Source organism: Bradyrhizobium sp., assembly GCF_035484855.1.
Taxonomy (GTDB): Bacteria; Pseudomonadota; Alphaproteobacteria; order Rhizobiales; family Xanthobacteraceae; genus Bradyrhizobium.
This window is the reverse complement of the sequence record NZ_DATHOP010000239.1, coordinates 17,557-39,824: the sequence shown is the minus strand read 5'-3', so window position 1 is coordinate 39,824 and position 22,268 is coordinate 17,557. Positions and strand designations below refer to the sequence as shown.

Here is a 22,268-nt window from a genome sequence, read left to right as displayed (position 1 = left end):
GCCTCACCACGAAAGGTCGAGATGGCCGTTATAGACCACCCGGTGCTCGCCGGCAGCCGGGATCACCTCGCCCAACAGCGTTACGCTCTCGCCGCCTTCGGCGAGCATGTCGCTGACCGCTTCGACCGCGTCGGCGTTGATGATGGCGATCATGCCGATGCCGCAGTTGAAGGTGCGCAGCAATTCGAGTTCGGCGACGCCGCCTTGCGCCGCCAGCCACTTGAACACCGGCAACACCTGCAGGCGCGCCAGGTCGATGCCGACGCCGAGATGTTTCGGCAGCACGCGCGGGATGTTGTCGGTGAAGCCGCCGCCGGTGATGTGGGCGAGGCCCTTGACGGCGCCGGTCTCGCGGATCGCGCGCAGGCAGGATTTGACATAGAGCCGTGTCGGCGTCAGCAGCGCGCCGCCGAGCGTCATGACCGGCGAAAACGGCGCCTGCGCGTCAAAGCCCAGGCCTGAGGTTTCAACGATCCTGCGAACCAGCGAAAACCCGTTGGAGTGCACGCCGGACGAGGCGAGGCCGAGCACCGCGTCGCCGGCGGCGATGTCGGGCCGCGGCAGCAGCGTGCCGCGCTCGGCGGCGCCGACCGCAAAACCGCCGAGGTCATAGTCGCCGTCCTTGTAGAGGCCGGGCATTTCGGCAGTCTCGCCGCCGATCAGCGCGCAGCCGCTTTCCCGGCAACCCTCGGCGATGCCGGCGACGATGGCCGCGGTGGTTTCCGGATCGAGCTTGCCGCAGGCGAAATAATCCAGAAAGAACAGCGGCTCGGCGCCCTGCACCACGAGGTCGTTGACCGACATCGCCACGAGGTCGATGCCGATGCCGCCATGCAGGCCGGTCTCGATGGCGATCTTGAGCTTGGTACCGACACCGTCGGTTGCCGCGACCAGGATCGGGTCCTTGAAGCCCGCGGCCTTGAGGTCGAACAACCCGCCGAACCCGCCGATTTCGGCCTCGGCGCCGGCGCGGGCGGTGGCGCGAACCAGCGGCTTGATGAGATCGACCAGACGATTCCCTGCATCGATATCGACGCCCGAATCCGCGTAAGTGAGCCCGTTTTTGCGGTCGATCATGGCCTGTTCCAGCTGATGGCGGCTGGTTACGTCGGATTGCCCCGCCGTGCAATGGCTCGCAAGGGGGCTGCGCATGTACTATGTAAACGGGAACCGGTTCACCCTGCAAAGAGCCGGATGCCACGTTGAAATCAGGCCGCTAGCCGGGACGCGCCGCGTTGAGTATTCCGAACATCATTACGCTGGGCCGCATCCTGCTGGTGCCGATCATCGTCTGGGCGATCGCCTCGAACCAGATGGAAATCGCGTTTGCGATCTTCGTCGTCGCCGGCGTCAGCGACGCGGTCGACGGCTTTCTCGCCAAGCGCTTCAACATGGCGAGCGAGCTGGGTGCCCTGCTCGATCCGCTCGCCGACAAGGCGCTGCTGGTCTCGATCTATGTGGCGCTCGGCATCTGGGGCGCGGTGCCGCACTGGATCGTCATTCTCGTGGTTTCGCGCGACATCATGATCGTCAGCGCCGTGATCGTGTCATGGTTGTCCGGCAAGCCGATTCCGATGAAGCCGTTGATGGTGTCCAAGCTCAATACGGTGGCACAGGTGGCGTTCGCGGCCTTGGTGCTGGCAGCGCTCGGTTTCGGTTTCGAACCTGCGCCTTACGATCTGATCCTGATGGGATTTGTAACGGTCTTTACACTGGTGTCCGTCTCCCTCTATCTCGTCGAGTGGGTCCGGCACATGAGCACGATCGAAGCCAGCTAATATAATTGGTCATGCGCCGGCCGGTCCCGGCATGGAGTGAGCTTAAGTGCCAGGCCGCGTTCAACCCCGTCAGCTCGCCCTTGCGCTGCCGCATGCGGAAAGCCTCACCCGCGACAATTTTCTCGAAGGGCCGGCCAATGCCTCAGGCCTAGCGCTGATCGACGGCTGGCCCGAATGGCCGAACCGGATCATGCTGCTGGTCGGGCCGGAAGGGGCCGGCAAGAGCCACCTCGCCGCCATCTGGGCCGAACAGGCCGGCGCCCGCTCGATATCGGCCCATGCGCTGACCCCGGCTGCCGTGCCGGGCGCGCTGGCCACCGGGGCGCTTGTGGTCGAAGATCTGAATTCGCCTGATTTCGACGAGCGCGCGCTGTTCCATCTGATGAATCTGGCCCGGGAAGATCAGGCTTTCGTGCTGATCACCGCACGGCTTGCGCCGTCGGCCTCCCACGTCGAGTTGCGCGATCTGCGCTCGCGTCTGCGCGCGGTGCCGACGATATCGCTGCTGCCGCCGGACGATGCGCTGTTTCGGGCGCTGATCGTCAAGTTTTGCGCGGACCGCCAGATGGCCATCGACGAGAGCGTGGTGAGCTATCTTGCGACCCGGCTGGAGCGGTCCTATGCGGCGGTCCGGCAGGCGGTGGAACTCCTGGACACCGAAGCGCTGCGGCTCGGCCGGCCGGTAACGCGGGCGCTGGCGGCTGAATTATTACGCGATGCCTGATGGCGCCGCATCTTGACCGGCGCAGGCTGCAAGAACATCAATGTCATTGAAACGACATCGCGGCAAAACAGGGTTGTGCCAGCGTTGTCCCTAAATCGCACTGCCGCCCGCCTCTGGATGGATTGAAACTTCATGGATTCCGCGCAAGCCATTGTAATTCCAGAAAAAGAATCGGATATCGATACCGCGCCTGCGATCGCCCGCAGCCCCGAACGCTTCATCAATCGGGAGCTATCCTGGCTGCATTTCAATCGCCGCGTGCTGGAAGAATCGGTCAATTCCGGCCACCCCGCGCTCGAGCGGGTGCGATTCCTGTCGATTTCCGCCAATAACCTTGATGAGTTCTTCATGGTCCGGGTCGCCGGCATCAAGGCCCAGGTGCGGGAGGGCATCACCGAGCGCAGTCCCGACGGGCTGTCCCCCGCCGAGCAGCTGGTCCTGATCAACGAGACGGTTTCAAAATTGGCCGGCGACCAGCAGGCGATCTGGCGCGACTTGCGCGGCATCCTGGCCGAAGTCGGCATCGTTCTGATCGACGGCCGCGACGTCACCAAGACCGAACGAAGCTGGATCGAGGATCACTTCCTCCACAATATCTTTCCGCTGCTGACGCCGCTGGCGATTGATCCGGCGCATCCGTTCCCGTTCATCCCGAGCCTCGGCTTCACCGTCGCGCTGCACCTGGCGCGGATCTCCGACGGCAAACCGATGAACGCGCTGATCCGCATGCCCGGCAAGATCGACCGTTTCATCCGCCTGCCCGCCGGCAAGGATGGCGCGGTGCGGGTGATCACGCTGGAGCAGGCCACCGGGCTGTTCATCGGCCGGCTGTTTCCCGGCTACACCGTCAAGGGTCAGGGTGCGTTCCGCATCATCCGGGATTCCGAACTCGAAATCGAGGAAGAGGCCGAAGATCTGGTGCGGCTGTTCGAGACGGCGCTGAAGCGGCGGCGGCGCGGATCGGTGATCCGGCTCGAGATCGAAGCCAAGATGCCGGAGGAGCTGCGCGGCTTCGTGCAGCAGGCGCTCTCCACCACCGACGACGAGGTGTTGCTGGTCGACGGCGTGCTGGCAATGAACGAATTGTCGCAATTGACCCGGCTCGACCGGCCCGATCTCGAATTCGCGCCCTATGTGCCCCGCCATCCCGAGCGGGTGCGCGACCATGGCGGCGACATCTTCGCCGCGATCCGCCAAAAGGACCTGATCGTCCATCACCCTTACGAATCCTTCGACGTCGTGGTGCAGTTCCTGCAACAGGCCGCGCGCGACCCCGACGTGGTCGCGATCAAGCAGACGCTGTATCGCACCTCGAACAACTCGCCGATCGTCCGCGCGCTGGCGGAAGCCGCCGAAGCCGGCAAATCGGTCACGGCGCTGATCGAACTCAAGGCCCGCTTCGACGAGGAGGCCAACATCCGCTGGGCGCGCGACCTCGAACGCGCCGGCGTGCAGGTGGTGTATGGTTTTCTCGAACTGAAGACCCACGCCAAACTGTCGCTGATCGTGCGCCGCGAGGGCGGCAGCCTCACCACCTATGTGCACACCGGCACCGGCAATTATCACCCGGTGACCGCGCGCATCTATACCGACCTGTCCTACTTCACCTCGGATCCGATCATCGGGCGCGACGCCGCGCGGGTGTTCAACTACATCACCGGCTATGCCGAGCCGAGCGACATCGAGAAGATGGCGGTCTCTCCCCTCACCTTGCGCAAGCGCATCATCGAACACATCCACGGCGAGACCAGCCATGCCCGCCACGGCAGGCCGGCCGCGATCTGGATGAAGATGAATTCGCTGGTCGACCCCGAAATCATCGACGCGCTGTACGAGGCTTCGCAGGCCGGCGTATCGATCGAACTGGTGGTACGCGGCATTTGCTGCCTGCGGCCGGGCATCGCGGGGCTGTCGGACAACATCCGGGTCAAATCGATCATCGGCCGGTTCCTGGAACACGGCCGAATCTACTGTTTCGGCATGGGCCAGGGCCTGCCCAGCGCAAAAGCTGCTGTGTATATCTCGTCGGCCGACATGATGCCGCGCAACCTCGACCGGCGCGTCGAAATCCTCTGTCCGCTGCAAAATCCCACGGTGCATCAGCAGGTTCTCGAACAAATCATGGTCGCGAACCTGAAGGATACCGAGCAGAGCTGGCAGTTGTTGCCGGATGGATCGTCAACGCGTATGAAGGCCGCGAAGGGCGAGGAACCGTTCAACCTTCATAATTATTTCATGACGAATCCGAGTCTGTCAGGCCGTGGAAAGTCGCTCAAGGAATCTTCGCCACGTCGCCTCACGCGCCGTACCGAACGTCATCCCCAGCCATAAGGGGTTGCGCCGGTGAGGCGTCCGCGCAAGCGCGCTTCGAGCGTCGCGGTCATCGACATCGGCTCGAACTCGGTGCGTCTCGTCGTCTATGAAGCGATGGCGCGCAGCCTGACCACGCTCTTCAACGAAAAGACGCTGTGTGGGCTTGGTCGCGAGGTTCAGACCACCGGGCTGCTGGCGCCCGATGCGGTGGCCAAGGCCCTGACGTCGCTGCGGCGTTTTCGCGCACTGTGCCGGGTGATGAAGGTCGGCCGCGTCCATGCGATCGCCACTGCCGCCTGCCGCGACGCCACCAATGGCGCCGATTTCATCGCCAGGGCCGAACGCATCTGCGGCGTCAAAATAGAAATTCTGTCGGGCCCGCGCGAAGCAAAATTGTCCGCGCTCGGCGTGATCTCGGGAATTCACCGGCCCGACGGCATTGTCGGCGATCTCGGCGGCGGCTCGCTGGAACTGATCGACGTTCGGGGAAATCGCGTTCGCAGCGGCGTAACGCTGCCGCTGGGGAGTCTCGCGCTGCAGGATTTGTCGCACAAATCGCTGAAGCGCGCCGAGCGCATCGTGAGGGGTGAACTGACCGGCCTTGCCCAGCTCAAATCCGGCCGCGGCCGCGCCTTCTACGCGGTCGGCGGAACGTGGCGGGCCTTGGCGCGCATCCACATCATCCAGAGCGAATATCCGCTGCGGGTGATGCATGGCTATTCGATCCCCGCGCAGGATGCGCTCGATTTCGCCCAACGCCTGCGCCGCCTGGTCGTGGCCAACATGCTGGCCAACATCGAAGTCGTCGCCGACGCACGGCGGCCGCTACTGGCCTATGCGGCGCTGGTGCTCGAATACATCATCCGCGTCGCCCGGCCGAAGACCATCGTGTTTTCCACCTTCGGCGTGCGCGAAGGCCTGCTTTACGCCAAACTGCCGCAGCCCGAGCGCCACGAGGACGGGCTGATCTGCGCCGCCCAGACGCTCAACGAACTGCTGTCGCGCTCGGCCCGCCACGCCCAGGAATTGATCGAATGGACCGATCGGCTGGTGCGGGTCGCGAAGTTGCGGGAAACCGAGGAGGATCGCCGGCTGCGCCATGCCGCCTGCCTGTTGTCGGATATCGGATGGCGGGTCCATCCCGACCATCGCGGCGAGGAAACGCTCAGCCTCATCACCAACGGAAATTTCGGCTCGATCAGCCATCAGGGACGGGCCTTCGTCGCGCTGTCGGTGTTCTTCCGCTACGCCGGCTTGAGCGAAGAGAACCAACCCCCGCTGATCGTCCAGGAACTGGTGCCCCCGGCGATGCTGGAGCGCGCACGCGTGCTGGGGGCAGCCTTTCGCGTCGCCCATCTGATATCGGCGGCGCGGCCCGGCGTGTTGCCGGCCACCCATTTCCGAAGCAACGGCCGCAAGCTGATGCTGGTGTTCGAACACCGACTGGTCGATCTGGTCGCCGACCGCGTCGGCAGCCGTTTCAGGCAGCTGGCGCGGCTGCTCGGGAGATCGGGGACGATCGTGCGGCGGTAGACGGGCGCAGCCCGTTTTCAAACGGTCGATGATCAGTCTCTGCTCAGCGGGATGAGTGCGCGAAGCCGTGCGTCCCGCAAATACAGGCCGCCCCAGACGAGGATGCCGAAATAGACGCCGAACAGGACCGAGCCGAACAGCGGATCCTCTATTCGCACCTTGCTGGCGACGGCTCCGCCGAGATAGGCCGTGAGCAGGATCGCGCCCAGGATCGAGGTTCGCGGAATCGCGTACAGGATCGTGCACGCGAGACAGATGACCCCAAGCGGACGGATGAGATCCAGGGGATAACCGATCTGGGCCGTTGCCTCGACGACATGGGATTCCAGCACGAGCTTCGACACCCCGTCGAACAGCAGGAACGCGATCATGAGGCCGGACATGCCCCAACCGGTCCACTGCATCCATTTCGAGCGTCCGGCGACTTGAGATTGCGTCCCCATGAGGTTGGCTCCGGTGTGAGATTGATGAACTGCTTCAGCCATGGTCTTGAACTCCTTGCAGGGTTGCGAGATGGGCCGCCATGCGATCCGTTCCCATGCTGATCATCTGGCCGAAGCCCATCTTCGCGGACAGGTCGCGATCGGCGATGGAATCGAACAGCGTGACCAATTTCCACCGCGTTTGCTGGCCGCGCACTTCCAGCGTGACGGTGTTGTGCGAGGTCGGCGGAGCGGGATTGCGGTCGGGATCCCCAATGGTTCGCCACACCAGCCGTTCCGGTTCGACGATCTCTTCGAAGACGCTGTTGATCGTGTAGCGTGTGCCGTTGGGGGCCTGCATGACATGGTGCCAGGCGCCGCCGGGCCGCAGATCCATCTCGCACACCGGGTTGGTGAAGCCGGGCCCGCCGTACCACACCGCGACCTGCCTGGGGTCGGTAATGGCCTTCCACACCAGTTCGCGCGGCGCATCGAAGTCGCGCGTGATGACGATGACTGGCCTGTCAGCGGCGCTGACGTCGATGATCGCCGGCATGCTTCATTTCCTTTTTTTTGGCGAGGATGCGGGTCGTGCTCGCTTGGAACGCTGTCCGGTTTTTCCGGCACCCTGCATTTGCAGCACCCGCAGATGCTCGGCGAGGCTGTCGAGGCTATTGTCCCAGAAGCGCCGGTAGTTCTCGAGCCACTCGAAAACCTCCTGCAGTGGCCTCGCCTCGAGATGGCGGGGACGCCATTGCGATTGACGGCCCTGCGAGATCAGGCCGGCGGCTTCCAGAACCTTGAGATGTTTGGAAACGGCGGCAACGCTCATGTCATAGGGCTCGGCGAGTTCATTCACTGTCGCATCGCCCGTCGTCAGGCGCGCGAGGACGCCGCGGCGGGTCGGATCCGCAAGCGCGGAAAACAGCGAACTCAGACGATCTTGAACCATATTCAATCAATCAGTTGTAAACTGATCGGTTGAATATAACGGTTCGGTTTCCGGTGCAAGAGCTTTTTGGGGACGGATTTGTTTTCGAAGGACGTCAGGAAAGGACGCGATCGTGGATCAAACTGGGACTGCGGACGCCTCAGGACGCACTTGATAATTTCTTGAAGGGGCTTGGCCAATCGCCTCGCTCGGATTAGGTTACATGTAACCGGAGAATGACCATGGTTTCTGCACCGAAGCGGAAGTCCTCTCGTGTGAAGGTTCGCGAGCATCGCGAACGGCTGCGCCGGCAAGGATTGCGTCCTATCCAGATCTGGGTCCCGGATGTGCGTGCGCCGGCGTTCCGCTCGGAGGCACGCCGTCAGTCGCTGGCCGTGGCTGCAAGCTCCCGCGCCCACGAGGATCAGACGTTCATCGATGCCGTATCGGCACTCCCTGATGAACCGGACGGGCATGAATGAGGCGCGCCGACGTCTGGACTGTTGCCGGCGGCAAGGACTATGCGGGGAAGGCGCGGCCCGTCGTCATCCTTCAGGACGATAGTTTCGACGGAACCGAATCGATCACGATCTGCGCGTTCACGACCGATGAGACAGACGCACCGTTGTTCCGGCTTGCGGTCGAGCCGAACGAACGCAATGGATTGCGCATCCCATGCCGCCTCATGGTGGACAAGGTGACCACCGTCCCGAAATCGAAACTCGGTGCGCATATCGGGCGCCTGGACGACGGGGATGTCTTGCGCCTCAATCGGGCGGTGCTCGTGTTCCTTGGATTGGCAACGTCTCCCAGAGCGTGATCCGGAAAAGTGGACACCGGCTTTCCCTCACGACAAACGCGGAGCGCGTTTGCGCGGAGATCATGCTCGCCGCTACCCGACGGGCAAAACAGTTGCGCCCCATGCCCTGATTTCTCCGTTTTGTCCAGCCCCGTCAGAAAAAATATTCTACTTTACCGAATATTCTGATTATCCTATATTGCTCCTCGTCCCGTCCCACCATGAGGGGCGTTTCGCGGTCGTCACTAAACGCGGGGCGGGATGCGGTGGACGCGAGGGGCACATTGACGAACGTGCTTTTCTCGCGGACGGCGAAGCCGTGTGGTCCTGGCACCTCGACGCTGGTGTCAGGTTGGCGCTTAGGAGCGCTGGTGACGGTGGCCAAAGAGCCCGAGCACCGGGGAGATCACGGAATAAGCCGTAAACCATTGCGTGGGGAATGCCGGGTGATTCCGGTGTGACCTGACAAAACGTGTGCGTTCTACCACTACCCGTTGCACACGTGGCTATTGGGCGCATCGAGCGCCCGGCATTCCCTGCGCCCTCTGTTTGGAGGGCGGAATAAAAGAATACCTCGCGCAAAAAAAACATGCGGCGAGATTGCGAAAGTGTGTCTCACCGTCATTGCGAGCGCAGCGAAGCAATCCATGCAGCAACAAGTAAGCAAGTAAGAAAGATGGATTGCTTCGCTGCGCTCGCAATGACGGTGTTGGGCTATTTGACAATTGAATTCCGGAGATTGCGCTTACGGCTTGTTGACCCGAGCCGCCTCGGTCGCATTCGGCTGTTCGAGCTGCCGCAGCCTGCGCTTGCGCCAGGTCGATCCAGCCGCCAGAACCGTGATCGCACCCAGTATCGAGGCGACGTGTTCGATCGGATCGCCGCCGAGGCCGAACAGCGCCGAGGTCGCCTCGAGTCCGATCGAGATCTGCCCATCGAGCAGCCGCTGCAGGAAGGGCTGCACGGCCGGATCGGTCGCGATCACGTCGCCGGCGATCCAGCCGAGCAGCGTCGCGCCGAGCCAGACCAGGATCGGAAAGCGGTCGAGCACCAGCATGATCAGGGCTGCGCCGGCGATGATCATGGGAATGCTGATGGCCAGGCCGAGGATCAACAGCGGAATCTGTCCGTTCGCGGCAGCCGCAACCGCGATGACATTGTCGAGACTCATCACGATGTCGGCGATCACCACGATCCGGATGGCGTGCCAGAGGCCGGTAGCAGCGCTGACGTCGTCGCCTTCATCATCGGGGACCAGCAGCTTGGCTGCGATCACCACCAGCGCGATGCCGCCGACCAGCTTCAGATAGGGCAGCACCATCAGCCTGGCGACGACGCCGGTGAAAGCGATCAGCAACACCACCGCGATGCCCGCGCCGATCACCATGCCCCACAGCCGCTGGCGCGGCGCCAGACCGCGGCACGCCATCGCGATGACCAGCGCATTGTCGCCGGACAACAGCACGTTGATCCAGATGATCTTGCCGACCGCGAGCCAAAACGCCGGCGTTTGCATGTCGGCGTGAATCTGCGCAAAAATCGCGCCGATAGTGGCGGGATCGACGAGTTGCGACAGCCAGCTCAAAGCCCACCCCCTTGGCGCACGCGGCTGCCCCCGCTGCTATCGCCGCCTAGGCCCGCGCGCCCAGGCCTGCATCCATCAACCGACGATCTCGTTGCCCGAGAAGAACTGCGCGATCTCGATCGCCGCCGTCTCCGTCGCGTCCGAACCATGCACCGAATTCTCGCCGATCGATTTGGCATGCAGCTTGCGAATGGTGCCGTCGGCCGCCTTGGCGGGGTCGGTCGCGCCCATGACGTCGCGATGTTTCAATACGGCGCTTTCGCCTTCCAGCACCTGGACCACCACGGGACCGGAAATCATGAAATCGACCAGCTCGCCGAAAAACGGCCGCGCCTTGTGCACGGCGTAGAAGGTTTCGGCCTGCTCGCGGGTCATGCGGATGCGCTTCTGGGCGACGATGCGAAGGCCCGCCTTCTCGATCAGCGCATTGATCGCGCCGGTGAGATTGCGCGCGGTCGCGTCGGGCTTGATGATCGAAAAGGTGCGTTCAATCGCCATGATTTCGTCCTTGCAGAGTTTTGCGGGAGTTGCGGGCTTATATCGGCGCCGCCGGCCAACGGCAAGCGACCAGGCCAAGGCCCCGCCTCGCCGTATCAGGCGATCGGCGCCAACGAATTACAACAATTTCACGAAGATTAACCCTCTCTGAAACAACCGTCCGGGTGTCGTTCAGCTTGCTGGTACTAGCCTTCCAACGACCGAACGCTTCGCCTTCTACGGCGAGCGCCTGCGGCCAAGAACTTCACCGATGGCGCCAACGGCGCCGAACCCGAGGAGTTTATCATGTTACGCAAACTCTCGCTTGTTGCAGTTGCCGCGATTTCGCTCGGAGCCGCCGCGTTGGCGCCGACCTCGGCTTCCGCCTTTGGCGGTTGGCATGGGGGTTGGCACGGCGGCGGCTGGCACGGCGGCTGGGGCGGCCCGCGATTCTTCGTCGGCGGCCCAGGCTACTATTATGGCCCCTCTTACGGCTATGGCGGCTGCTATGTGCGGCGGCTGGTGCCGACGCCCTGGGGGCCCCGCTGGCGCCTGGTCAATCGCTGCTATTGAGCGCTCGATCAGCCACGTCGAATGCCCCGGCCCCGTTACGCCGGGGCATTTCGCGCGAACCGGGTCGGGAACCGCCCGTCTTTTAGGCAATCTTCACTAAATGGGCATGCAACCGCCGCCGACGGGAAACAAACTCCGCCTTCATGACTTGATACCGCATCAATTCATCGATCTCGATTGCGAGGCGGAACTCGTCATGAACGACCCATTCACCGACAGCTGCGAAGGGATCGATCGCAAGACCAGCCGATCGATCTGCACCGCCGTTGGCGAACGGCTGCAGCAGAGCCTGCGTCCCGACACGTCCCGCCTGTCGTCCCACCTGCAGCATCTGCTGGACGAATTGCAGCGGCGCGATGACGAGGGCCGCAACCGGTCGAATTAAACCGCATTCCGACCCGGGAGCGATATTTCAGGCGTCAACGGGGTTGCGTTTGGGGGCGGCTCCGGTGACAACGCCGCATGCTTTCAATCACCGAAATATCGGTCCGGATCGCCGGACGGCTTCTGATCGATCATGGCACCGCGCAGATCGTGCCGGGCGCGCGCGTCGGTTTTGTGGGCCGCAACGGCGTCGGCAAATCGACGCTGTTTGCCGCGATCCGCGGCGAGTTGCCGATCGAGGCCGGCAGCATCGCGATCCCGCCGCGCTGGCGCGTCGGCAGTCTGGCGCAGGAGGCCCCGAACGGACCGGAAAGCCTGATCGAAATCGTGCTCAAGGCGGATTTCGAGCGCGACGCGCTGCTGCGCGAGGCCGAAACCGCCCATGATCCGCACCGGATCGCGGAGATCCAGACCAGGCTCGTCGACATCGACGCCCATTCGGCGCCGGCGCGGGCGGCGTCGATCCTGAGCGGCCTCGGCTTTTCGACCGCGGAACAGGGCCGGCCATGTCAGGAATTCTCCGGCGGCTGGCGGATGCGGGTTGCGCTCGCCGCAACCCTGTTCGCGGCACCCGATCTGCTGCTGCTTGACGAGCCCACCAACTATCTCGATCTCGAGGGTACGCTGTGGCTGGAAGATCATCTGGCGAACTATCCGCGCACGGTGATCGTCATCAGCCATGATCGCGACCTGCTCGACACTTCCGTCGACCAGATCCTGCATCTCGATCGCGGCAAGCTGACGCTCTACAAGGGCACCTATTCGTCGTTCGAGGAGCAGCGCGCGACCCGCGAAATGCTCGACGCCAAGCATGCCAAGCGGCAGGCGGACGAGCGCAAGCGCCTGCAGGCCTTCGTCGACCGCTTCAAGGCCAAGGCCTCGAAAGCCCGTCAGGCCCAGTCGCGCGTCAAAATGCTGGAAAGGATGAAGCCGGTCACCGCGCTGGTGACGCAGGACGTGCGGGAGATTTCGTTCCCCACGCCTGCGAAGATGCTGTCGCCGCCGATCATCGCGGTCGACAATGTCTCTGTCGGCTATGATCCGAAAAACCCGGTGCTCAACCGCGTTACGCTGCGCATCGACACCGACGACCGCATCGCGCTGCTCGGCTCCAACGGCAACGGCAAATCGACGCTGGTCAAGCTGCTCGCCGGCAAGCTTGCGCCGTTCTCCGGACAGGTCACGCGCGCCGACAAGCTCTCGGTCGGATATTTCGCGCAGCACCAGGTCGACGAGCTCACGCTCGACGCGTCGCCCTACGATCACGTCCGCAAGCTGATGCCGGATGCGCCCGAGACCAGGGTCCGCGGGCGCACCGGCGCGATCGGCTTTTCGGGGAAGGCCGGCGATACCCTGGTCAGGAGCCTGTCGGGCGGCGAGAAGGCCCGCCTGCTATTGGGACTTGCGACCTTCTTCGGTCCCAACATGATCATCCTCGACGAGCCGACCAACCATCTGGATATCGACAGCCGCGCCGCGCTTGCGGAAGCCATCAACGAATTTCCCGGCGCCGTAATGATGGTCTCGCATGATCGCTATCTGATCGAAGCCTGCGCCGATCAGTTGTGGGTGGTGGCCGATCATGCCGTGACCAGCTACGACGGCGATCTCGACGATTACCGGCGCATGGTGTTGTCGGCGCGCGGCATGCGCACCAATTCGCGCGACCGCGGCGATGAACGAACCAGCAGCCGCGACAAGCCTCAGCGCACGAGGACCGAAAAGCGCGTTCCCCTGAAGCAGAAGATTTCGGACGCCGAGGCGGAGATCGCGCGTATCAACGGCATCATCGCCAAGATCGACAGCGCGCTGGCGCTGCCTGACCTGTTCAAGCGCGACCCGAAGCAGGCGGCGCAGCTCACGCAAGCACGCGCCGGCGCCGAAAGCGCGCTGCAGCGCGCCGAGGAAGAATGGCTGGCGGCCAGTTCGCAATATGACGAGGCCACCGGCTGAGCCGGCCGCCGGCGATCAGGTCGCCGCCGGTTTCTTCTTCTTCGCGACCTTCGATTTCGCGGGCTTCGGCGGCTGTTCCGCCTGCGGCGCGCGCTCGATCGAACTCAGGCGTCCGGCGGTGAAGGTATAGATACCGGCGCGCTGGCCCTGCAGATAGGTAACCACCGCCACCCGGTCGCCGCGCTCATTGTTGGAGAGGTTGACGCTGCCTGGCGCGCCGATGCCGCGCACGACGTCGCATTCGGTATGGCCGAGCGCCACGGTACCCGAGGTCGAGGGAACAGGCCCACCCGCCGCGGCATTGGCGTCCGCTGGCGCGCCGGGAGGCGTCATACCGGGGCAATAACCCTCGGCGCTGACCAGGTCTTCCGCCGTCACCGGTCTGTTGGGCGTGAGCGGCGGCGCATCGATCGAGACGTTGCGGATGAACAACCTGCCGGGACGCGAAAACCAGTCCGCGTCTCGCGAAAAAATGTCGCCCGCGCTCGAGCAACCCGCGACCAGGGGGGCAAGCAGCAGCAACGCCAGCAACGGCCTTCGATGAGAGCTATGGTCCCGCACGATCAACTAAATTCCCACCCTGGCCCGATAAGCGCTTGTCCCATCATCACTTTGCGGCGCGACCGTGGCTGAGTGCAAGCGTCGCGCACGAAACCGCAGATTATCATTAATTGCCGGATATCGCTAATCCCGCCGCTGCCAGCGGCCCCGCTCGTCGGCCTGCCAGTAGGTCACCTCGAAACCGCGCGCCTTGCAGTCGGTCCAGGCGCCGCGCGCGGCGGCGAGCGCATCGGCGTCGTCGCCGTTGAAGACCAGAACCATCCGCTCATAGGCATCGGCGTCCGCGGGCAGCATGGCATTGTCGATGAGAAACCTGACATTGGCGCGGTTCGGGTTGCCCTCCTCCACCGCCAGCACAATCGGCTGGTCCTGCGCGTCGCCGGCGCGCCCTGCGTCGCCGCCGCGCCAGGTGGCGTGCGGCAGGAATGAATCCTCGCGATAGGTCCACAAATGCGCATCGAGCGCCTCGGTGCGCTCCTGCGAGGTCGACTGCACCACCACCCGCCAGCCGCGCTCGAGCGATTTCTCGAGCAAGGGCGGCAAGACGTTTTCCAGCAACATGTTTTGCAGGTGGTAGAACAGAACTTCCGTCATCGCATTTCCGCTATTTCCTGGTTTCGTAATACTCCGCGACCAGCCGCTCGAGCAGGCGAACGCCAAAGCCCGAACCCCAGCTCTGGTTGATGTCGGTTTTCGGCGCGCCCATCGCTGTTCCCGCGATATCGAGATGCGCCCACGGCGTGTCATCGACGAAGCGCTGCAGGAATTGCGCGGCGGTGATCGAACCGCCGTGGCGGCCGCCGGTGTTCTTCACGTCGGCGAATTGCGAGTCGATCAGCTTGTCGTATTCGGGACCGAGCGGCATGCGCCACACCCGTTCGCCGGTCTCCATGCCGACTTTCTCCAGTCGTCCGGCGAGTTCGTCGTTGTTGGAGAACAGCCCCGCATATTCGGTGCCGAGCGCCACCATGATCGCGCCGGTCAGCGTGGCGAGATCGACCATGAATTTCGGTTTGAACTTCTTCGCCACATACCAGAGCACATCGGCGAGCACCAACCTGCCCTCGGCGTCGGTGTTGATGATCTCGATGGTCTGGCCGGACATCGAGGTGACGATGTCGCCGGGGCGCTGGGCGTTGCCGTCGGGCATGTTCTCGACCAGGCCGATGGCGCCGACCACATTGAGCTTGGCCTTGCGCGCCGCCAGCGCGTGCATCAATCCGACGACGCAGGCAGCGCCTCCCATGTCGCCCTTCATGTCCTCCATGTTGCCCGCCGGCTTGATGGAAATGCCGCCGGTGTCGAAGCAAACGCCCTTGCCGATGAAGGCCACCGGCCGATCGCCGCGCTTGCCGCCGTTCCAGCGCATGATCACGGTGCGGCCGGGCTGCGTCGAGCCCTGCGCAACACCGAGCAGCGCCCCCATTCCGAGTTTGGTCATGGCCTTGACGTCGAGAATCTCGACATCGACGCCGAGCTTGCGCAGTTGGCTCGCGCGGCGCGCGAATTCGATGGGGTAGAGCACGTTGGGCGGCTCGTTGACGAGATCGCGCGCGGCGATGACACCGTCGACGAGGTGGGCGCCGGGCGCGAATGCCTTTCGCGCCGCCGCCACATCGCCGACCGCAAGCGAAATCTCGGCGCGCAGGGCGGCGTCCTCGCCGTCCTTCTTCTTGGTCTTGTATCGGTCGAACCTGTAGGCGCGCAGCCGCACACCCGACGCAACCGCGGCTACCTGGTCGGGTTTCATGGCGCCATCAGGCAATTCGGCGATGATCGTCACGGCGTCATTTCCGGCGCGCAGTTTGCCGGCGGCCACCCCGCCGAGCTTGAGGAAGTCGTTGTCCTTGATCTCGGACGGCTTGCCGACACCGATCACGATCAGACGCGGGGCCTTGAGACCCTCCGGCGCGAGAATATCGAGCGTTGACCGGCTCTTTCCCTTGAAGCGGTTGGTTGCCGCCGCCCGGGTGACGAGGTTAGCCGCCGCGCCGAGCGCCTTGCGGGTCGCCGGACCGTACTTCAGCGCATCGTCGCAGAAAACCACGAGAATGCCGCGAGGCGCTGCGGAAAGAGGGACGAAACCGACCTTGACGGCGTCGGACATGGTTAACTCCTCCAAAAAGTTGGGCCGTCGCTGGTCGGGAACCTGCCGGGCCGGGCGCGGAATGTTCTCTTCGGCGGCGATTTGCGTCCGTCAAGAGCAGCACTGTTGCACTATGGCCTGCCAGTGGCTGCGCTGCCAAGCTCCGGCAGTGGCAGAGCGGCCACATCGCGTGAATTATTAACCATATAGCGAGGGTGCCACGGCGCAGCCATTTTGTTGACGGATCAAAGGGATGGTAGTGAGAAAGTGAGCAGGCTGGAACGCGCGTGGCGCGACCGAAGGGGATCCCGGTTTCGGGATCGGTCGTAAGTCACGGTTCCAGTGGCAGGGCGGGATCGTGCGGTAGCGATGGGGTCAATCGACAAGTATATTTTTCGCACGACACTCGTGTCGTTTGCGCTGGTTCTGGTCAGCCTGACGGGCGTGATCTGGATTACGCAGGCGTTGCGCGGCATCGACCTGATGACCAGCCAGGGCCAGACCATCCTGACGTTCCTGGGCATCACCAGCCTCGTGATCCCCTCGCTGGTTTGGATCATCTCGCCGATCGCACTGATGATTGCGATCTCCCACACGCTGAACAAGCTTGCGACCGATTCCGAAATCATCGTCATGAATGCCGCCGGCTTCTCGCCGTTCCGACTGTTCTATCCGTTCTTCTACGCCACCTGCGTGGTTGCCGTTCTGGTCGCCTTCATCGCCGCCTATCTCGCCCCCGACGGATTGCGGCGAATCAAGCAATGGGACGCCGAAATCACCGCCGACGTGCTCACCAATATCCTGCAGCCCGGCCGCTTCGCCCAGCTCGACCAGAACCTGACGATTCGCATCCGAGAGCGGCAGCCGGGCGGCCTGCTGGTGGGCATCTTCATCGACGACCGCCGCGATCCGAAAGAGCGCGTCAGCATCGTCGCCGACCATGGAACCGTGGTGAAAGGCGACAGCGGCTCGTTCCTGATTCTCGAGGACGGCAATCTCGAGCGATTCGAAGTCGACAAGCGCGATCCGGCGCTGGTCGCGTTCGCCCGCTACGGATTCGACATGTCGAAATTCTCCAATCAGGGCCACGACGTCGCATTGGGCATCCGCGAACGCTATATCTGGGAACTGCTTTGGCCGCCCGCCGACGATCCTATATTCACGCAGCTGCCGGGACAGTTCCGCGCCGAGCTGCATGACCGCTTCATGTCGCCGATCTATCCGTTCGCATTCGCGGCGCTGACCTTTGCCTTTCTCGGCGCGCCGCGCACCACGCGCCAGAGCCGCAACTTTTCGATCGGCGGATCCATCCTTGCCGTGTTCGGGCTGCGCATGGTGGGTTTTGCCTGCTCCGTGTTGGCGGTGAAAACGCCGATCGCCGCGGTCGTCCAATATCTGATGCTGCTGGCGGCCATCGGCATCGGCCTCTGGATCATCATCTGGGGTGTCGTGATAGAGCCGCCGGCCGCCCTGATCGAAGCGATCAACAAATCGAATGCGCGACTTCTGCGCCTGCTGGGGCGGCCCGTCACAGCATGAGCATGATGACCAACACGCTTGGGCGATATTTTGCCGGCCGCTTCGTGATCTCGGCGCTCGGCGTGTTCGCCTCTATTTTCGTGCTGCTGGTGCTGGTCGACTACATCGAAATGGTCCGCAAGACGTCGGGGCTGGTCTCGGCATCCCCCATCACAGTCGCGGAGACGTCGCTGTTCCGCGTGCCGCAACTGCTCGAAAAGATGATGCCGTTTTGCATCCTGATCGGCGCCATGACCTGCTATCTTGCGCTGTCGCGGCGGCTGGAACTTGTGATCGCGCGCGCCGCGGGCGTATCGGCGTGGCAGTTCATCGCGCCGGCACTGGCAAGCGCCATCCTGCTCGGAATTATCGCCACTGCCGCCTACAATCCGATGTCCGCCGACCTGCGCGAACGTTCCAAACGGATGGAGGCGGAGTTGTTCGGCTCCGCTCCCGGCGGCGGCGTCCAGGACGCCGCCGGTTTCTGGATCAACCAGGTCAACAGCGACGGCCAGGTCATCATGAACGCGGCGCGCAGCGAGCAGCAGGGCGTGCGGCTGACCGGGCTGACCTTGTTCAGGTTCGACAACGACTACAACTTCAAGGAGCGAATCGAAGCGCGCGAGGCGACGCTGGAGGAAGGACGCTGGGCGTTCAAAGGCGCCCGCCGCTTCTCCCTCGACGCGCCGCCGGTCGACCAGGACACCTTCTACCTTCCGACCAGCCTGACCCCCGCTCAGGTCCGCAACAGTTTCTCCACCCCGGAGACTGTGTCTTTTTGGCAACTTCCGAGCTATATCCGATCCTCGGAGAGCTCGGGATTTGCGACAGCCGGTTACCGGCTGCAGTACCACAAGCTTATCGCACAACCATTTTTGCTGGCGGCAATGGTCATGGTGGCGGCCTCCGTGTCGCTCCGCTTCTTCCGTTTCGGCGGCGTGCAGAAGATGGTTTTGAGTGGCGTGGGCGCAGGCTTTCTGCTCTACGTTTTGTCGAAAGTAACTGAGGATCTGAGCAAGGCTGAGTTGATGCATCCGATCGCTGCGGCGTGGCTGCCCGTGTTCGTGGGCGGCCTCACCGGCTTTTTGGCCTTGCTGTACCAGGAGGACGGGTAGTGGCCGTTGTCGCCGCCCTCCAGAGGATGTCGTCTGCGTTCAGGCGGCGCGCTCCCGTGCGCCGTCAAGGTCTCCGTTTGGGCTCCCTGAACGATGCGGCGGTGCTGCTGGTTTTCGGGCTCGTGCTCGCAGGCCTGCTCGGATTCGCGACGGCAACCCCGGCCTTCGCGCAGAGCTTCACCTTCAATCCCAGGCCGCCGCACCCGGTGCCGCCGCGCACCGCCAATGACGGACAGATGCTGGTCCAGGCGGTCGAGGTCGACTACGACTACAACAATTCGCGGGTGTCGGCGGTCGGCAACGTGCAGCTGTTCTACAACGGAACATCGGTCGAAGCCGACAAGGTGATCTACGACCAGAAGACAAAACGCCTGCATGCCGAGGGCAACATCCGCATGACGGATGCGGACGGCAAGATCACCTACGCCAACCTCATGGATTTAAGCGACGATTACCGCGACGGCTTCGTCGATTCGCTGCGCGTCGACACCGCGGACGCGACGCGAATGGCGGCAACCCGCGCCGACCGCACCAACGGCAATTACACCGTGTTCGAAAACGGCGTCTATACCGCCTGCGCTCCCTGCCAGGACGATCCCAAGAAGCCGCCATTATGGCAGGTCAAGGGCGCGCGCATCATCCACGATCAGATCGATAAGATGCTGTATTTCGAGAACGCGCAGCTCGAATTCTTCGGCGTCCCGATGGCCTACATGCCGTATTTCTCGACGCCCGATCCGACCGTCAAGCGCAAGACCGGATTCCTGATGCCGGGCTTCTCCACGGTTTCGACCTATGGATACGGCGTCGAAGTCCCGTTCTACTGGGCGATCGCGCCGGACTATGACGCGACCTTCAACCCGCGTTTCACCAGCCAGCAGGGCGTGCTGATGCAGGCGGAATTCCGCCAGCGCCTGATGAACGGTTCGTACCAGATCCGCGCCTATGGCATCGACCAGCTGGATCCCGGCGCCTTCGCCGGTCAGCCCGGCGACCGCCAGTTCCGCGGCGGCGTCGAAACCAAGGGCCAGTTCGCGCTGAACGACAAATGGGTGTGGGGCTTCGACGGCGTCGTGCTCTCGGACTATTATTTCATGTCCGACTACCGGCTCGCCCAGTACAAGGATCCGCTGAACTCGTTCCTGAGCCTGCCGACCGAGGCCGTTTCCCAGCTCTATCTGACCGGCATCGGCAATCGCAGCTATTTCGACGCGCGCACCATCTACTATCTCAGCTTCTCCGGCTTCCAGCAGCAGGTTCCGGTCATTCATCCCGTCATCGACTACTCGAACGTGCTCAACAACCCGATCTTCGGCGGAGAATTCAGCTACAAGACGAACTTCACGAGCCTGACGCGGAACGACGCGGCCTTCGACCCGATCACGTCACTCGCCAACACCAACAGCCTGTGCACCTCGGCGTCCGCCGACCCGATGGCCCGGCTGCCGACGCAGTGCCTGTTGCGCGGCATCCCCGGGACCTATACGCGCGCCACCGCCGAGGCGGACTGGCGGCGCTCGTTCACCGATTCGGCGGGCGAAATCTGGACGCCGTTCGCAAGCATCCGGGCCGATGCGATCGACGCCGACATCTCGAACCAGCCCGGCGTTTCCAACTTCCTGCCCGTCGGCAACACCCAGGCGGTGCGGGTGATGCCGACCGTCGGCCTCGAATATCGCTATCCCTTCATCAACGTCCAACCCTGGGGCACCACCACCGTCGAGCCGATCGCGCAGGTTATTGCGCGGCCCAACGAAAGCTATGCCGGCAAACTCCCCAACGAGGACTCGCAGAGCATGGTGTTCGACGCCAGCAACCTGTTCAGCGTCGATAAATTCTCCGGCTATGACCGCGAAGAAGGCGGCGGCCGCGCCAATGTCGGCGTGCAGGCGACCACGCAATTCGACCGCGGCGGCGCCGTCAAAGTGCTGTTCGGCCAGTCCTACCAGCTGTTCGGCCTGAACTCTTACGCGGTCGCGGACATGACCAATACCGGCGTCGATTCCGGCCTGCAGAACGCGAAATCCGATTATGTGGGGAGCGTCAGTTATTCGCCGAACCGAACCTATACGTTCAGCGTGCGCGCGCGGCTTGACGAACAAACGCTGGATATCAACCGCCTCGAGGTCGAAGGCCGCGCCGCCTTCGACCGCTGGTCGGTCAGCGTGATGTACGGCAATTATGCCGCGCAACCGGACCTCGGCTACCTGACCCGCCGCGAGGGAATTCTGACCAGCCTGTCGGTCAAGCTGGCCGCGAACTGGGTGGTGACGGGAGCCGCCCGTTGGGACCTCGTGGCGAACAATATCAATCAATACATCGTCGGCGCAGGCTATGTGGACGATTGCTTCGTGCTGGCGGCCAACTATGTCACCTCCTACAGCTACTCGGCCGGCACCACGCCGCCGGTGCTCGGTCACGCCTTCATGCTGCAGCTCGGCTTGCGGACCCTCGCTTCGACGGCGACCACGGCCGGCGGCGGGGTTATTCAGTAGAGCCGACCGGTGCGCTGCCCGAGCACGGTCGCCCGGCGTCGCGGCTCCAACTCGAATCGGTTGATATAGCGAATATGACCATGACGACCACATCCTCTCATCGCCTCACGCCGCTCTTCCTCGGCCTCGCCGCAGGGCTCGTCCTGATCGCGTGCGCCTCGCCGGCGCAGGCGCAAACCGTCGCGGTCATGGTCAACGGCGCTCCCATCACCAACTACGACATCGAACAGCGCAGCAAGCTGACCACGTTGACGACTCACAAGCCTGCCGACCGCCAGCAGGTGCTCAACGAACTGATCGACGAAAAGCTGAAGATCAAGGAAGCCAAGAATTTCGGGGTCGACCCGAGCGGCGCCGATATTGACCAGGCCTATTCGTCGATGAGCGGTCGGATGCGGCTGACGCCGGAGCAACTGACGAAATCGCTCGAGAGCCAGGGCATTCGGCCCGATACGCTGAAGGAACGCATCAAGGCCGACATGGTTTGGACCAGCCTGGTACGCGGCCGCTTCAAGGAAAGCCTTCAGGTCGGCGAGAAGGACGTCGCCGCCGCGATCAAGGTCAGCGGCAATGACGAAAAGCCGGAAACCGATGCGTTCGAATACAAGATGCAGCCAATCGTCCTGATCGTGCCGCGCGGATCCACGCCCGGCCTCATCGAGGCAAGGCAAAAAGAGGCCGAAGGCCTGCGCGGCCGGATCCAGACCTGTGCCGATGCCAATTCCTTCTTCAAGTCCATGCCGAACGCCGCGATTCGCGAGACCGTGACCAAGACTTCGGCCGATATCCCGCCCACGCTTCGCACAGTTCTCGACAGCACTCCGATCGGCCATCTGACCCCGCCCGAAGTAACCAAGCAGGGCGTCGAGATGGTCGTGCTGTGCGGGAGGAATCCGACCACCATCGACACGCCGAAGAAAAAGGAAATCCGCGACAAGATGTTCGCCGAAAAATACGACGCGAAGTCGAAAGCCTACCTGCAGGAAATCCGCAAAGCCGCGATGATCGAATATCATTGACG

The 22,268-nt window shown here is 63.4% G+C and carries 22 protein-coding genes; 13 read left to right on the top strand and 9 right to left on the bottom strand.

Annotated features, from left to right (window positions below; translation table 11 throughout):
- Positions 1–3: 3 nt before the first annotated feature.
- Positions 4–1,077, bottom strand: a complete 1,074-nt coding sequence (gene purM / locus VK804_RS27530) for a phosphoribosylformylglycinamidine cyclo-ligase (RefSeq protein ID WP_325376103.1) — start codon at positions 1,075–1,077, stop codon at positions 4–6.
- Positions 1,078–1,235: 158 nt separating this feature from the next.
- Here purM and VK804_RS27525 point away from each other — a divergent pair, with 158 nt between their 5' ends.
- The 4 genes from VK804_RS27525 to ppx all read left to right on the top strand — a co-directional run bounded on the left by VK804_RS27525 (position 1,236) and on the right by ppx (position 6,348).
- The gene (locus VK804_RS27525) at positions 1,236–1,778 is read left to right on the top strand and encodes a CDP-alcohol phosphatidyltransferase family protein (protein ID WP_325376101.1); all 543 of its coding nucleotides are present in this window, start codon (positions 1,236–1,238) and stop codon (positions 1,776–1,778) included.
- A 46-nt stretch (positions 1,779–1,824) separates the two neighbouring features.
- A complete protein-coding gene (locus VK804_RS27520) occupies positions 1,825–2,502 on the top strand; it encodes a DnaA ATPase domain-containing protein (RefSeq protein WP_325376099.1) in 678 nt (225 codons plus the stop codon).
- Between the two features lie 132 nt (positions 2,503–2,634).
- Entirely contained in the window at positions 2,635–4,833 is a 2,199-nt protein-coding gene (locus VK804_RS27515) for an RNA degradosome polyphosphate kinase (protein ID WP_325376097.1), read from the top strand.
- A 12-nt stretch (positions 4,834–4,845) separates the two neighbouring features.
- The gene (gene ppx / locus VK804_RS27510; protein WP_325376095.1) at positions 4,846–6,348 is read left to right on the top strand and encodes an exopolyphosphatase; all 1,503 of its coding nucleotides are present in this window, start codon (positions 4,846–4,848) and stop codon (positions 6,346–6,348) included.
- A 32-nt stretch (positions 6,349–6,380) separates the two neighbouring features.
- Here ppx and VK804_RS27505 read toward each other — a convergent pair whose 3' ends face one another.
- Genes VK804_RS27505 through VK804_RS27495 form a run of 3 tightly spaced genes read right to left on the bottom strand, consistent with a single transcriptional unit; the run spans position 6,381 to position 7,722 of the window.
- Positions 6,381–6,791: a DoxX family protein gene (locus tag VK804_RS27505; RefSeq protein ID WP_325376125.1), complete on the bottom strand. Its 411-nt coding sequence runs from the start codon at positions 6,789–6,791 to the stop codon at positions 6,381–6,383.
- 34 nt (positions 6,792–6,825) lie between these two features.
- Positions 6,826–7,326 (bottom strand): SRPBCC domain-containing protein, encoded by a 501-nt coding sequence (locus VK804_RS27500; RefSeq protein ID WP_325376094.1) that lies wholly within the window; start codon positions 7,324–7,326, stop codon positions 6,826–6,828.
- A gap of 3 nt (positions 7,327–7,329) precedes the next feature.
- Positions 7,330–7,722 carry a metalloregulator ArsR/SmtB family transcription factor gene (locus tag VK804_RS27495; RefSeq protein ID WP_325376092.1) on the bottom strand — a complete coding sequence of 131 codons (393 nt, stop codon included), beginning with the start codon at positions 7,720–7,722 and terminating at the stop codon, positions 7,330–7,332.
- A 221-nt stretch (positions 7,723–7,943) separates the two neighbouring features.
- Here VK804_RS27495 and VK804_RS27490 point away from each other — a divergent pair, with 221 nt between their 5' ends.
- A complete protein-coding gene (locus VK804_RS27490) occupies positions 7,944–8,183 on the top strand; it encodes an antitoxin MazE family protein (protein ID WP_325376091.1) in 240 nt (79 codons plus the stop codon).
- Entirely contained in the window at positions 8,180–8,521 is a 342-nt protein-coding gene (locus tag VK804_RS27485) for a type II toxin-antitoxin system PemK/MazF family toxin (RefSeq protein WP_325376089.1), read from the top strand. Before VK804_RS27490 ends, VK804_RS27485 begins: the two co-directional genes overlap by 4 nt.
- Before the next feature lie 724 nt (positions 8,522–9,245).
- Here VK804_RS27485 and VK804_RS27480 read toward each other — a convergent pair.
- Positions 9,246–10,085: a TerC family protein gene (locus VK804_RS27480; protein WP_325376087.1), complete on the bottom strand. Its 840-nt coding sequence runs from the start codon at positions 10,083–10,085 to the stop codon at positions 9,246–9,248.
- Positions 10,086–10,160: 75 nt separating this feature from the next.
- Complete coding sequence (ndk, locus tag VK804_RS27475; protein ID WP_325376085.1) at positions 10,161–10,583, bottom strand: nucleoside-diphosphate kinase; 423 nt, start codon at positions 10,581–10,583, stop codon at positions 10,161–10,163.
- Between the two features lie 285 nt (positions 10,584–10,868).
- Between ndk and VK804_RS27470 the strand changes: the two genes are divergently transcribed.
- The 3 genes from VK804_RS27470 (at position 10,869) to VK804_RS27460 (ending at position 13,472) form a co-directional block, all read left to right on the top strand.
- A complete protein-coding gene (locus VK804_RS27470; protein ID WP_325376084.1) occupies positions 10,869–11,135 on the top strand; it encodes a sulfur globule protein precursor in 267 nt (88 codons plus the stop codon).
- A gap of 196 nt (positions 11,136–11,331) precedes the next feature.
- Entirely contained in the window at positions 11,332–11,520 is a 189-nt protein-coding gene (locus VK804_RS27465) for a hypothetical protein (protein WP_325376082.1), read from the top strand.
- 77 nt (positions 11,521–11,597) lie between these two features.
- Complete coding sequence (locus tag VK804_RS27460) at positions 11,598–13,472, top strand: ABC-F family ATP-binding cassette domain-containing protein (protein WP_325376080.1); 1,875 nt, start codon at positions 11,598–11,600, stop codon at positions 13,470–13,472.
- A 15-nt stretch (positions 13,473–13,487) separates the two neighbouring features.
- On the opposite strand, the gene VK804_RS27455 is transcribed toward VK804_RS27460, so the two are convergent.
- From VK804_RS27455 to VK804_RS27445, 3 genes are all read right to left on the bottom strand, one after another.
- Complete coding sequence (locus VK804_RS27455; protein ID WP_414642855.1) at positions 13,488–14,033, bottom strand: hypothetical protein; 546 nt, start codon at positions 14,031–14,033, stop codon at positions 13,488–13,490.
- A 123-nt stretch (positions 14,034–14,156) separates the two neighbouring features.
- The gene (locus tag VK804_RS27450; protein ID WP_325376076.1) at positions 14,157–14,627 is read right to left on the bottom strand and encodes a DNA polymerase III subunit chi; all 471 of its coding nucleotides are present in this window, start codon (positions 14,625–14,627) and stop codon (positions 14,157–14,159) included.
- Between the two features lie 10 nt (positions 14,628–14,637).
- Positions 14,638–16,140, bottom strand: coding sequence for a leucyl aminopeptidase (locus tag VK804_RS27445; protein WP_325376075.1), 1,503 nt, complete (start codon positions 16,138–16,140; stop codon positions 14,638–14,640).
- A gap of 348 nt (positions 16,141–16,488) precedes the next feature.
- On the opposite strand from VK804_RS27445, the gene lptF reads away from it, so the two are divergent.
- The 4 genes from lptF to VK804_RS27425 all read left to right on the top strand — a co-directional run bounded on the left by lptF (position 16,489) and on the right by VK804_RS27425 (position 22,266).
- Positions 16,489–17,658, top strand: coding sequence for an LPS export ABC transporter permease LptF (lptF, locus tag VK804_RS27440; protein WP_325376073.1), 1,170 nt, complete (start codon positions 16,489–16,491; stop codon positions 17,656–17,658).
- Complete coding sequence (gene lptG / locus VK804_RS27435; protein WP_325376070.1) at positions 17,655–18,752, top strand: LPS export ABC transporter permease LptG; 1,098 nt, start codon at positions 17,655–17,657, stop codon at positions 18,750–18,752. The genes lptF and lptG overlap by 4 nt, the downstream gene beginning before the upstream one ends.
- Positions 18,752–21,247, top strand: a complete 2,496-nt coding sequence (gene lptD / locus VK804_RS27430; RefSeq protein WP_414642853.1) for an LPS-assembly protein LptD — start codon at positions 18,752–18,754, stop codon at positions 21,245–21,247. Before lptG ends, lptD begins: the two co-directional genes overlap by 1 nt.
- 80 nt (positions 21,248–21,327) lie before the next feature.
- Positions 21,328–22,266, top strand: a complete 939-nt coding sequence (locus VK804_RS27425) for a SurA N-terminal domain-containing protein (RefSeq protein WP_414642852.1) — start codon at positions 21,328–21,330, stop codon at positions 22,264–22,266.
- The last annotated feature ends 2 nt before the right edge of the window (positions 22,267–22,268 follow it).